This window comes from Oscillibacter acetigenes, assembly GCF_025567605.1.
In the GTDB taxonomy this organism is placed as follows: Bacteria; Bacillota; Clostridia; order Oscillospirales; family Oscillospiraceae; genus Oscillibacter; species Oscillibacter welbionis.
This window is the reverse complement of record NZ_JAOQKG010000007.1, coordinates 187,149-199,780: the sequence shown is the minus strand read 5'-3', so window position 1 is coordinate 199,780 and position 12,632 is coordinate 187,149. Positions and strand designations below refer to the sequence as shown.

At 52.7% G+C, this 12,632-nt stretch carries 12 protein-coding genes; 8 read left to right on the top strand and 4 right to left on the bottom strand.

The genetic code is table 11. From position 1 onward, the window contains the following. Window positions 1–11: 11 nt before the first annotated feature. On the bottom strand, window positions 12–278 hold the full coding sequence (locus OCV80_RS14820; RefSeq protein WP_119311685.1) for a hypothetical protein: 267 nt from the start codon (window positions 276–278) through the stop codon (window positions 12–14). A gap of 312 nt (window positions 279–590) precedes the next feature. On the opposite strand from OCV80_RS14820, the gene OCV80_RS14815 reads away from it, so the two are divergent. The 5 genes from OCV80_RS14815 to OCV80_RS14795 all read left to right on the top strand — a co-directional run bounded on the left by OCV80_RS14815 (window position 591) and on the right by OCV80_RS14795 (window position 5,717). Then, on the top strand, window positions 591–1,073 hold the full coding sequence (locus tag OCV80_RS14815; protein WP_025543651.1) for a TRAP transporter small permease: 483 nt from the start codon (window positions 591–593) through the stop codon (window positions 1,071–1,073). Then, a complete protein-coding gene (locus OCV80_RS14810; protein ID WP_025543650.1) occupies window positions 1,074–2,366 on the top strand; it encodes a TRAP transporter large permease in 1,293 nt (430 codons plus the stop codon). Window positions 2,367–2,422: 56 nt separating this feature from the next. Beyond that, on the top strand, window positions 2,423–3,463 hold the full coding sequence (locus tag OCV80_RS14805; RefSeq protein WP_136891151.1) for a TRAP transporter substrate-binding protein: 1,041 nt from the start codon (window positions 2,423–2,425) through the stop codon (window positions 3,461–3,463). 350 nt (window positions 3,464–3,813) lie between these two features. Continuing rightward, a complete protein-coding gene (locus OCV80_RS14800) occupies window positions 3,814–4,524 on the top strand; it encodes a FadR/GntR family transcriptional regulator (RefSeq protein WP_119311687.1) in 711 nt (236 codons plus the stop codon). Next, on the top strand, window positions 4,521–5,717 hold the full coding sequence (locus OCV80_RS14795) for a mandelate racemase/muconate lactonizing enzyme family protein (protein WP_119311688.1): 1,197 nt from the start codon (window positions 4,521–4,523) through the stop codon (window positions 5,715–5,717). Before OCV80_RS14800 ends, OCV80_RS14795 begins: the two co-directional genes overlap by 4 nt. Before the next feature lie 514 nt (window positions 5,718–6,231). On the opposite strand, the gene OCV80_RS14790 is transcribed toward OCV80_RS14795, so the two are convergent. From OCV80_RS14790 to OCV80_RS14780, 3 genes are all read right to left on the bottom strand, one after another. Beyond that, window positions 6,232–6,456: a hypothetical protein gene (locus tag OCV80_RS14790; RefSeq protein ID WP_119311689.1), complete on the bottom strand. Its 225-nt coding sequence runs from the start codon at window positions 6,454–6,456 to the stop codon at window positions 6,232–6,234. 304 nt (window positions 6,457–6,760) lie between these two features. Next, window positions 6,761–8,065, bottom strand: a complete 1,305-nt coding sequence (locus OCV80_RS14785; RefSeq protein WP_136891154.1) for a DUF4417 domain-containing protein — start codon at window positions 8,063–8,065, stop codon at window positions 6,761–6,763. 201 nt (window positions 8,066–8,266) lie between these two features. After that, window positions 8,267–8,914 (bottom strand): hypothetical protein, encoded by a 648-nt coding sequence (locus OCV80_RS14780; protein WP_181446428.1) that lies wholly within the window; start codon window positions 8,912–8,914, stop codon window positions 8,267–8,269. Between the two features lie 627 nt (window positions 8,915–9,541). On the opposite strand from OCV80_RS14780, the gene OCV80_RS14775 reads away from it, so the two are divergent. The 3 genes from OCV80_RS14775 to OCV80_RS14765 all read left to right on the top strand — a co-directional run bounded on the left by OCV80_RS14775 (window position 9,542) and on the right by OCV80_RS14765 (window position 12,617). Next, window positions 9,542–9,796, top strand: coding sequence for a hypothetical protein (locus OCV80_RS14775; RefSeq protein WP_136891155.1), 255 nt, complete (start codon window positions 9,542–9,544; stop codon window positions 9,794–9,796). A 365-nt stretch (window positions 9,797–10,161) separates the two neighbouring features. Then, a complete protein-coding gene (locus tag OCV80_RS14770) occupies window positions 10,162–11,655 on the top strand; it encodes a sugar ABC transporter ATP-binding protein (protein ID WP_021750360.1) in 1,494 nt (497 codons plus the stop codon). Between the two features lie 14 nt (window positions 11,656–11,669). Further along, the gene (locus OCV80_RS14765) at window positions 11,670–12,617 is read left to right on the top strand and encodes an ABC transporter permease (RefSeq protein WP_021750359.1); all 948 of its coding nucleotides are present in this window, start codon (window positions 11,670–11,672) and stop codon (window positions 12,615–12,617) included. Window positions 12,618–12,632 lie beyond the last annotated feature (15 nt).

The window sequence follows — 12,632 nt, the reverse complement described above, 5'->3', positions numbered from 1 at the left end:
TCCTGCATACATCATATTAGTGATTGTACCTGCTTGGCAAGTGCGCTCCTTCGATCAGAGGATATATTGCGAATGACGTTTATGTGTTCCTGCAAGTCGTCGTAGATCTCTTCCACTGCGGCGCCGGCACGGTTCCCCATCTCCCGTAATGTTTCGTGGTAATTCGTTTCTGACGGTCTTTGCATCAGCGTGCCAAAAAAAGCGGCGCGGTTTACGCGGTTCCAATATTCACCGCTCCCCAGAACAGCGCCGTTTTCACCAGTTGCCTCCTTGCTCATAGGTTTCCTTCCTGAGAGTTTTCTCAAATACAGGCTTACGTATGAAGAAAACTGCATGTTTATTCTAACCTCTTTGAGATCAAAGAGCCCTGCAACCAACTGCCGCCCCAGATCGAATAGGGTCTATATCCAGGTCGACTGGTATAAGAGACAAAAGATCTCTCCGTTTTTTGGTTAGTCAGCCAAATCAGAGAAACAAAAGGTAAAATTATTGACAAAAGATAAAATGAAATTTATTATTTAACTATCAGCTGTCAGACAGATGACGTCCTATCGATTAGTTATTAGGGAGAACTTTTTAAGGAGGGCAATATGAAAAAACTTCGATGGACTTGGGACAATTTTGAGGAAGTTCTGCTGTGCATCATCATTACGGTCATCACGCTAGTATCAGGATTGCAGGTAGTTTGCCGTTATTTGTTCAACAACTCCCTGACCTGGAGCGAAGAAGTGAGCAGATATTTATTTGTGTGGACGGGCTTTCTCACACTGAGTCTTTCCATCAAGTGCCGCTCCATCATCTCCATTGACGCTTTCGTATTGTGGATGCCGCGGCGCGTTCGGGCGGGATTGAATATGGTGGTGTACCTGTTCTGCTCCGTGGTGTTTGCTATGCTGTCGGTCAACGCCTGGCACATGGTGACGTCCTCCGCCGGACAGACCAGCCCTGCTCTGGGATTACCCCTGGCGATCGTCTATGCGGGTCCCCTGTTGGGTCTGACTCTCTCCATTTTCCGGTCTTTGGGCCGGATCGTGGCGGAAACCAAAATCGTAATCGGAAAGGAGGCGCCCTAAATGTCTCTGGCGTTGTTTTTCGGAGTATTGGTCCTTCTGCTGGTACTGACGGTACCCATCTGTGTATCTTTCGCGTTTGTGACGTTGCTTCCCTCCATTGTGGACGCCAGTTTCCCCTATACGGCGGACGCTGCGGTCCGCTCCATGGTGAGTGGTTTAAACAACTTCCCCCTGCTTGCGATTCCCCTGTTTATCATCGCTGGCGTGATCATGGCGAAGGGGCAGATTTCTGAGCGGCTGTTCAATGTGTTCTCGTATTTTGTCGGCAACAGAACAGCGGGTCTCCCCTGCGCGGTGACCATTACATGCCTGTTCTACGGTGCCATCTCCGGTTCCGGCCCCGCTACTACCGCGGCCGTGGGTTCTATGTGCATCCCCCTGCTGACCAGTGTGGGCTATGACCTGACCTTTGCCACCGCACTGGTGGCCGTGTCCGGCAGTCTGGGCATCATCATTCCCCCCAGTATCCCCTACATCATGTACTGCAACGCCTCCGGCGCCTCCATTTCCGAGCTGTTCCTGGCCGGTTTCCTGCCTGGTGTGCTGATCGCCCTGTGCCTGATGGTCTATTCTTACATCTACTGTAAGATCCATGGAGAGGATAAGGACAAGCTCAACGCCAAATGCATGGAACTGCGGGCAAAAGGCCTGGGCACAGTGCTCAAAGAGGGCTTCTGGGCGCTGATGTCCCCCGTCATCATTCTGGGCGGCATCTACGGCGGCATCTGCTCCCCCACAGAGGCGGCTACCATCTCCATCTTCTACTCTCTGATCGTCAGCTTGTTTATCTATCGCACCATCAAGATCCGGGATCTTCCGAAAATCATGCTGGAAGGCATTCATTCCTATGCCCCTATCCTCATCATTCTATCCGCGGCCGTGGCCTTTGCCCGTGTAATCACGCTGATGAATGTAGCCACCATCGTCAGCGAGGCGGTGCTCAGTGCCATCTCCTCCAAGGTGGTTATCCTGCTGCTGATCAACGTACTGTTGCTGTTTGTGGGCATGATCATGGATACCGGTCCGGCAATCCTGGTGTTTACCCCCGTGCTGCTGCCGGTGGCGGAGGCCATCGGGGTCGATCCCATCCACTTCGGCATCATCATGTGCGTGAACTTGGCCATCGGCTTTGTGACCCCGCCCATGGGCGCCAACCTGTTTGTGGCCAGCAACCTCTCAAAAGTATCTGTGTTCGATATCGCCAGAAAGGCAGTTCCCTTTATCCTGGCGTTCCTGATCGCCTTGCTGCTGATCACTTTCGTGCCCCAGATCAGCATGTTCTTGCTGCAGTAAGAGCTCCGGGCAGCTGCCCGTTCATAGTTCTAATTATTTTTAAGGAGGATATTCCCATGAAAAAGTTATTGGCTCTGCTTTTATCCCTGGCAATGGCATTGTCTCTGGCCGCCTGCGGCGGCGGAGAGACTGCACAGCAGGAGCCTGGCGGGGATGCCGCCGGGGAAACTTACAGCTTCTCTGTAGGCACCAACACTGCGGAGGATTCCGTCAACCATTTGCTGGCAGCCAAGTTTAAGGAGTTGATCGAAGATCGCTCTGATGGTGCTGTCACCGTGACACTGTATGAAAACGGCGCCCTGGGCGGCGACGCGGAGCTGACGGAGTCCTGCATTGCCGGTTCCGTGGACTTCATCGTGGGCATGACCGGCTCTCTGGTGAACTATATCCCTGAGGCCGCCCTGTTCGACCTGCCCAACGTGTTCCCCGACCTGGAAACCGCCCGGGAAGTGCTGGACGGCCCCATTCTGGCGGAGCTGCAGGCCGCCTATGAAGCCGGCGGACTGAAGCTGTTCGGCTATGCCGATTCCGGTTTCCGCGTCATGACCAGCAGCAAGGCGGTCCGCCAGATGTCTGATTTCTCCGGCATCAAGATCCGTACCATGGAGAATCCCAACCACATCGCCTACTGGCAGGCTCTGGGCGCCAACCCCACTCCCGCTGACTTCAGCGAGTTGTATATGTCCCTGGAGCAAGGTACTCTGGACGCTCAGGAGAACCCCTATGACCTGATCGTGGCCAACAAGCTGTATGAGCCCCAGGCCTATGTCATTGAGACCAATCATCTGCTGCACACTCTGAACATGGTGGGCAGCAAGGCCACCTATGACGCCCTGCCCGCTGATATCCAGCAGTTGGTCAGTGAGTGCGCTGCTGAGGCCCATCAGTATGCCCGTCAAATGGCCGACGAGCGCATCGAAGGACAGAAGTCCACCATTCAGGATGCCGGCCTGGAGATCATCACTCTGGAGCCCGCCATGATTCAGGAGATGGCTGATGTCTCCGCCAACGTCTACGATCTGGTCCGCGAACAAATCGGCACCGATCTGGTGGACAGCCTGCTGGCACAGGTGGAAACTGCTTCCGTTGCGGAATAAGCAATATAGAGAGGGCAGGGGGTGTGAAAAGCCCCCCTGCCTCTTTCAAAATCATTTTGGCCCCGAATGTTTGGCTACTGTCCCACCTGACCGATGAGCCGGAGCCGGTGATGAGACTGGCGGTGCGGATCGCACTGTTTCCGGATTGGTCTTCTCTGGACAGCAGAAAGAGAATATGAGGCAGAGTGTTCAGAGAGCTGTGAATCGATTTCCTTGGTCCTGTGCAGAAGACTCTGGATTTTGGGCGAAACCCAGCCTTGACAATGCTTGTATTTGTTAGGATAATTTTGTAAAGGATTGTATGCATTTTCCATACATACCAAACTTTGACAAAAGGTACGGTGGACTTTATGGCTCTCAAACAGATTACGCGAGTGAATATTGCAGAGAAGGTTTTTGAACAGCTGCGGGACCAGATCCTCCAGGGGACCTGGAAGGAAGGCGAAAAGCTGCCCTCTGAACAGGAGTTGACTGAAACGTTAGGCGTCAGTCGGAGCTCTGTCCGCCAGGCCATCCGTACACTGGCTGATTATGGGATGGTAGAGACCCGAAATGGCACCGGAACCTATGTCAAGCGGCAGATTTCCGGCAATTACATGCTCAATATCGTGCCTATCGGCGATTTGCAGTTTGAAGATATTGTGGAAGTGCTGGATTTTCTATGCCTCATTGAGGACAGTGTGGCAGCCATGGCTGTCCAGCGCTGCACCCAGGAGGAGCTGGCGGAACTGCAAGCGATCCATAAGCGCCTGATTGCCGCCAAGGATCAAAACGATCTGGAGGCGCTGACCAATGTGGACGTGGAATTTCACTCGAAAATCGCGATGATCACGCAGAATTCCCTGGTGGTTCAGACTTACGCGCTTTTACTGGAGTTTCTCCAGCCGGTCATGCATCGCACCTATGTGACCCTGGGCGCGGAGGAAGGTATTCCATACCATGAGCGACTGATACAGGCCTTTTGTGCGCATGACGCGGTATCTGCCAAAAATGTGATGGGGGCCCACGCACAAAACCGGAGGGATAAATTTTTGGCACTCCAAGAAAGGATTGAACCATGAAGATTACAAGCGTCGACATTTTCCTCCTGCGCCATGTCGGTGAGGAGTTTTCCCCCTTCCCTTTTCGTCCGGCGGTGTGCCGTGTCAATACGGACGAGGGGATCTGCGGGTATGGTGAAGCCGGCATTTCCGTAGGAACCGGTGAAAACGGCGTGGCCTATATGCTCAAGGACCTCTCTCAGCTGGTCTTGGGGAAGGACCCCATGAACAACGAGGTCATCTGGGAGGACATCCATAATGTGCTCCGGGGACACCTCAGCGGAGGCGGTGTGACGGTCTACTCCGCCATGAGTGCCTTGGACACCGCCATGATGGATATCAAGGGCAAAAAGCTGGGGGTCCCCATCTATGTTCTGCTGGGCGGCAAGCATCGTGACAAACTCAAGTGTTATCTCTCCCAGTGCCATTTGGGTTATCTGGATGATTACCGCCTACAGGCCACTATACAGCAGCTGGCCGATACCTGCGCCAAGATCCAGAAGGACGGGTATCCTGCCGTCAAATTCAATGCCGTGGCTTTTGACGAGCAGGCAAAGCCCCTGCCCCGGGAGATGACCACCGGTCCCTTGGAGAAAACGATTTTGGATCTTGCAGAATCCCGCCTGGCAGCAGTGCGGGAGCGGTGCGGTGACCAGCTGGGCATCATCCTGGAAAATCTCTGCGGGACCGATGTGACCGCGGCCGTGCAGCTGGAGCGGATCGCCCGCAAGTACGGCGTGCTGATGATCGAAGAGGCCACCTCTAACTTCAATCCCGCCCTTTACGGAGAGATCGCCCGGAGAGTCGAGACACCGTTGGCCACTGGTGAGCGTTTCCACACCCGCTGGGGCTTTGAACAGCTGCTCAAACAGGGAGCTATTTCTGTGATTCAGCCGGATATCACCAACTGCGGAGGCCTATCCGAGGCCAAGAAGATCTGCGACCTGGCACACATTTATGATGTCCGCGTCCAGTGCCATGTAGCCGGAACTCCTATCGCGGAGGCCGCTGCCATTCAGCTGGAAGCCGCCATCCCCAATTTTTACATCCACGAAACCTACCATATGGCAGCGCATCCTGACTGTGTGTCCTACGGAAAGTACGCTTACGTACCGGAAAACGGTTATTTGACTGTGCCGGATCTGCCTGGCCTAGGGCAGGAGCTTTCTGACAAGGCCATGGCGGAATCGCTGGGACATATCGAGGTCCGATAAGGTAACCAATTTTTTGAGATACAGACCGTGCCGAGCATGGCAGCTTCAAATCCGCTGCGATGGGAACTTGCCCCAAGCATCGGCCCCTAACAGGAAAAACGCAGATAGAGGCAGTGGAGTAGATCGGATGATAATTACCCTCGTTAACAGCTAAAAACAACAAATAGAGCGAAAAGGACAGGACAACCCGTTCTTTCCGCACCTAGTTTATCTTCGCATCTATATGGACTTCCATCGTAGGCCCGGTTGTCCTTTCCAATTTCTCGTCCGATTTTCGGGTTCCCCCCTCAGAATCAAACATCTAAAAAATTCATCCCATGCAACTTCTTCAGCAAAAAGCGACCAATATAGCCATACAGTTCAACTGAAAAAGCGTACGATTCACACGCAGAAGCTCGCTGGTTCGAGTCCAGTAGTCTTTGCCAAAAAGAACCTGATTTCACGAGAAATCAGGTTCTTTTCTTTGCTTTTTGCGTATTTGCAGTGCCCCGATTTTTTTGGTGTTTTTGATTGACTACAGAAATACCACAGACAGGAAAACTCCCGCATCCGCGGGAGTTTCTTTTTTCGCTTTCATGGCGGCAATCAGAACTCTCAGCTTCTCCTCGCACTCTTCCGGGGTATGGCCGCAGACATTCCGGGAGCTCTGCTTGCCGTCCGGCCCTCCGGGTGAATACCGCCCTTCCCAGAGGTGGTCGCCGATCTGATTGCCGCTGCCGGGCTTTCGCCGCTTTGCCATGGTATCAGCCCCTTTCCGAAGATCTCGGTCATGAAGGTGTCCATCACCTGGGCCGCCTGCCGCTGTATATCGTCGGTGACGTTGGCGTAGGTGTCCAAGGGGAAGCTGGCCTTGGTGTGGTCCAGGATGCCGGAGCGGGTCTTGGCATCCACGCCGATGGCCAGAGCAATCGGCTCCGCTTTCCAATTAACAATAAAAAATCGGAGTACCCCGAAGGATACTCCAATCGTCCGCGTGTCATGAAACGGCCTGTGAAATCCGGTAATACCGGTGGTTTATAAGCAGCAGACAAGACACTTTTATCTTAGATAGTCCGGTCAAGCACAGTAACCTGCGTGATCACATCGCGCAGGCGGTCAGATCCTACCATATAGTTCAGGACATCGTCAGCTGTTGCGAAGTATTGTGTAGTATCAGGCTGCCCCCACAGGTAGGCAATGATTCGTCCCCTGGAATGGCTGATCCCGTATTCTTTCCCATCCCAAATAAAGTCGATTTCACCGCCTTTGTCCACACACCATTTAAAATCACTGATTGAAACAAATTGATTCTGTTCGGGTGTATTAGCGGGAATCAAAGGAGTCATGGAAACAATCTCCTTTCTTTGTATGAATCGCTTCAATGGCATATCCATAGGATTAAAGCTTGGACCTGTTGGTGTCCATATAATTTCATGGGCGTGGGGATTTACATGCTCCCCCGGGTTACCATGGTCTGAATGATGAATCTCATAATCGGCTTTACCATCTGGGCCAATATGGGTCTCATAAAGCTCTCCGTGTTTATTATATGTCTGATTGATATCGCCCGGATTCCCTAAGAACTTCCAATCGTTTGGTTTTTTAGGGTTTGGTTTCCAGTCTGCGCCATAAGCACTGCCGCCGCCTTTGCCAATCAGGTACGGCTCTATTGTATCACGATCACCACTCGATGTGCTGCCGATTTTAAAGGCGTCCAAATCTTCACCACGGAAACTACGCTCGTAATCCACGTAGATGATATTGCCCTGCATTTCAGGAAACGGTGTATTGTAACAGATGATTTTTTCCGGCTCAATGCGCCGCAGCATCTCGTCATATCCTGCTATGAACCATTCTTTCTGGTCACAGCAGTTGTCATGCTCTGTGGCCATATAAGTTGAGACAGCAACAACGCTTCCTTTTTCAATCCCCTCAAAGCAGAAATCAAACGTAGATTCGTCTCCCCAGTTGACGGCAGGAATCACCCGGATTCCTTTGGATGCCCAATATGCACCGCACCAGCGATTACGAAATACATTGTAAATCTGCATGACAGGCGCCATCTCCAGGTACATACTGAAATCCGGCGATAGCACCGCACGGTAGCGGGACAGTTTTTCGACGTCATTATCTGGGTGCTTCCAAACCCGCTCAAAACGATAGTCATATAGGAAGAAGTGAACCATCCGGTCAAGATGATTCTGATCCTCCAAATGGGTCTTGTCGAAGCCTATCAACAAAAGGTCGTCAAAGTCTCCGGGCTTTTCTTGGAACATGGGAATGATGGGGATTTTCAACTTTCCGTTGCCGGGAAACTGATTGCGAAGCAGCGCCTGACTGGTTCGGTAATTGTAATTTTCTTCGGTCATAAATAGGCCTCCTGTGTGAAGTAAGGAATAAGTCCTCCTACATACAGGCTCCCGATTGGAAAAAGTTATACAGTTTCGCGCCGCAACATGAGCAATTTTAAATCAGCAATAAAAAGACGGAGTATCACGAAAGAATCTGTAATTATTCAAAGCAGAAACAATTTTCAGAATTCGCATCTGAGTTTTATGCAGTGCAGAACCTTACCACCCCTTCATGGTCATGCCGCCCCGGGACCGGGTTTGTTCTTCTTCGTGGTTGTCTGGCTGATGGCCCAGAGCGATCCGCAGCTTCTGGAGCTCTTGCATCTGCTTGCAGTCGATGTGCAGCCTCGGCTGTGCAGTCACGGCAGCCGCATTGTGCTGGAAGATATAGCTCACGTGAAAGTGCATAGCCGCTGCGATGTCATTGTGGTGAGCACGGAGCAAAGCCCGCCATGCCTGTGCGTTGTTATAGCCGAGACGCTCCGCGCGAGGCTGCATTGCGATGTACTTCAGATAGCCGTCCGTTTGCTGCACCTGTTTCCAGTATTCCTCCAGTATCAGGGTGATGAGTGACGACGCATGAGCTTTTGTTGGCTTCTGCACATAGTCCTCATACTCCAGCAGCTCTTTCACATCCATGAAGTCTTTCGTCGGCTTTGTGATAAGCTGGTCCTGCTTGCGGGTAGGCCGACGGTCATTCGGAATGATCTCCGTCACAATATACCTCTTGTAGCTGATCTGCTTTTTGAGCACCTGCAGCTGACCGTCGATGGCTGACTGGATCGCTGGTGAGAGCAGCACGCTACTATCGTCTGATGTCAAGTAGGCCGTGTAGAAGTTCGCCGCCTTTTCCACGGACTTGCTCATGCTGCAGCAGCTGGCATCGCTCTGCCAGCGCTCGATTTTCTCCCGGGTCTTCGGCTGCAGACGAAGCTGGAGCCGTTCCTTCTCTGTTACGGAATTTCCCCTCCTTTCCAATAAGATGTCATGAAAAACGTCTGTTTTCTAAGGGATTTGTGCCTCTCTGATGACAGATTTATGACAAATTATATTTGATTTTCATTGCCTTTCGGCAGTGTGAGGCGGGGAACAATCTGATTTTCCCGCGCAAAACATGCGGCAAACCAGTCCCGTTTCATGTGTTCAGCCTAGCCCGGGGATAATCATGAACCCATTTAGGAGCATTTTAAAAGCTGTCTGGATATCCGGGTCCCCGGCTCCAAACAGTCGGGCAGCTTTTGGACGGAAGGCCGAAACGGTATCCCGCAAAAGATCTATCCCTGGTGCTTTTACAATCCTCTCACTGTACACATGGTTTTTTGTGCTGAGGAGCACCTTTCTTTGATCGATGCGGCATAGTTTCAGCCTGACATGTGCCGTTCCGCTTTCAGGCGGACACAGAACAGAAACGTCACAGGCAGAAGTCACGAGGCAGGCGGAATACCGAGCCAGTACCTTCCCGACACAACAGCACACAACAGAGCGGGAACGGGTATGAGCGCAGGCCCCTTTTTCACGCACGGGGCCGCCGGCCTGCGTCCGTCAGTCTCCAGCAATCCTGCGCTTTCTGGATTTCATAGCGTGCAGGAGAAAAGTGAAGCCAGATGGATGTATGAGAGACTATTGGCCTTTTATATAAGGTTACCCGAAAATAAAAACAAAAAATTTTTATTGGAGCTTTGCCGTACCGGTATCAAGGATGCAATGCCTCATATACCAGATTCCGTTGTCAGCGTGTCAGCCTTTTAAAAAAGCACGCACATTGTCTACACCCCCATGCCGCAGGACTTTGAGATATGTACCTTTTCTCAGCGCCTGATATAAAATAGCCACACTAAAATAGCCACACCCTTAGGTGTGGCTATTTTTATATGTCACAGGGACTTCCAGACGTTCAGTGAAAATGTCTGACCGTGCATAAGTGCCGCCTGCTCTGCAGATGCAGAAGGTTTTTGTAAACATATAACAAAAAAGCACTTACACATTTACACAAAATGACGTTTTTGAAAAAAAGCCAAAAATCCTCCCCTGTCATGTGAAAAACAGGCGTTCCAAAAATGCCGGGTGTTCGATAAAATAATCACAAAGAGGTATATGTGAGGGGGGAGAACTGCATGGAGTATATCTTGGAAATGAAGGATATCAGCAAAACCTTCCCAGGCGTCAAGGCGCTGGACCATGTCCAGCTGCAGGTACGGCCGGGAGAGGTCCATGCGTTGATGGGAGAAAACGGAGCCGGTAAATCGACCCTGATGAAAATCCTGATGGGGATTTACACCAGGGATGCCGGTGGTGAGATCCTGTTTGATGGCAAGCCCTATATGGTTTCCAACCCCAAGGAAGCCATGGACATGGGCGTGGCCATGATCCACCAGGAGCTCAATCCCATCTTGGATATGACCGTATACGAAAACATCTTCGTAGGACGGGAACTGCGCAAGAACGGTCTGGTGGACAAAAAGGCCGAGATTGAACAGGCTCAGAAGCTGATTGAGGAGTGCGGACTGCACGTCTCGCCCAAGGAGACGCTGCGGAACCTGACAGTTGCCCAGTGCCAGCTCATCGAGATCATCAAGGCGATCTCCGTCAACGCCAAGGTTATCATCATGGATGAGCCCACTGCCGCCATCACCGACCGGGAAGTGGAGCTGCTGTTTGGACATATCCGCCGCCTGAAGGAGAAGGGCGTTGCCATCATCTACATCTCCCATCGTATGGCGGAGATCTTTTCCATCTGCGACCGGGTCAGCGTCTACCGGGATGGACAGTACATCGGGACAGGCACCACAACGGAGCTGGACGAAGGCCAGCTCATTAAAATGATGGTGGGACGGGAGATCACGGATGTGTATCCAAAGCTGGAGGCGGACATCGGCGAGGTCGTCTTTGAGGCAAAAAACATCGTCCGGGCCGACAACAAGGTCAAGGGCGTGAGCCTGTCCGTCCGCCGCGGTGAAATTCTGGGAATCGGCGGGCTGGTGGGCGCTGGGCGCAGCGAGCTGGTGGAAGGCATCTTTGGCATGCACGCCCTTTCACAGGGAGAGATTTTTGTCCACGGCAAGCGGGTGAAGATCTCCTCTCCGGAGGACATCATCAAACAGGGTGTTGCGCTTATCACCGAGGACCGAAAGGTCACGGGACTGAATCTCAGCGGCACGGTCAACGACAACATTGCCATGGTGGCCATCAAAAAGCTCCTGACCCACGGACTCTACAACAAGGGAAAAGCCCGCCGCGCGTCTGAGGAGTATATCGAAAAGCTCAACATCAAGACTCCTTCCGCAGACCAGATCGTTGGAAACCTCTCCGGCGGCAATCAGCAGAAAATCGTCATTGCAAAGTGGCTTTTGAACGATCCGGACATCATCATTCTGGACGAGCCCACCCGCGGCATCGACGTGGGTGCCAAGCGGGATATCTACCTGCTGCTGGGCAATCTGGTGCGCCAGGGCAAGGCGGTCATCATGATCTCTTCGGAGATCCCGGAACTGATGGGTATTTGTGATCGGATTATGGTCATGTGCGAGGGCAACTATTCCGGAGAGGTCAGCCGGGAGGAATTCTCCCAGGAGCGGATCATGACGCTGGCCTCTGCCATCAAGGTGTAAAGGGAGGAAGAACTATGAAAGAAAAGAGTCGTGCAAAATCGCTGATCAGCGAATACTTCATCTTCGTGATTTTTATTGCGCTGGTGGTGGTGCTGACCTGCCTGAAGCCCAGCTTCATCCAGCCTGCCAACCTGGTCAATATTCTGAAGCAGGCCTCTATCAACGGCATTCTGGCATTCGGCATGATGTTCGTCATCATCGCGGGCGGCTTTGATATGTCAGTGGGCTCAACGGTCGCGTTCACCGGCATCCTGGCCGCCATGCTGGGCCAGGGACAGTATCCGATCTTCGTGCCGCTGATCGTAGCCATGCTGGGCGGCCTGGCCGTGGGCGTTGTCAACGGCGTGGGCGTTGCCGTGGGCAACCTGCCTCCGTTCATCATGACACTGGGAACCATGACGGCGGTCCGTGGTCTTGCCCTCCTGATCTCCGACGGCAAACCCATCATCGGAATCAGCGAATCGTACAAGGCTGTGGCGGCGTCTTCGATCTTCGGCATTCCCATGCTGGCGGTCTTTCTGGTGATTACCATTCTGCTCTGCTCCTTCGTGCTGTCGAAGACAGTCTACGGCCGCCGGGTATATGCCTGCGGCGGAAATCTGCTGGCAGCGCAGGTCTCCGGCATCAACACCACCAAGATCCGCATCTCCACCTTTGCCATCGCGGGGCTTCTGGCAGGCCTGAGCGGCTTTTTAATGACCTCCCGTGTTACCATTGCCCAGCCCACAGCGGCTGAGAGCTATGAGATGGATGCCATCACGGCCTGCGTGGTGGGCGGCGTCTCTATGACCGGCGGCGTGGGCAAGCCTTGGGGCGTGGTGATTGGCTGTCTGTTGATCACGGTCATTGCCAACGGTCTGGACATCATGGGCGTGTCTTCCCACTGGCAGAAGATCGTCAAGGGCGCCATCATCGTACTGGCTGTGCTGATCGACGTGAAGGGCAAGAGCAAGAAACGCTGAACGGTATTGAGAGAG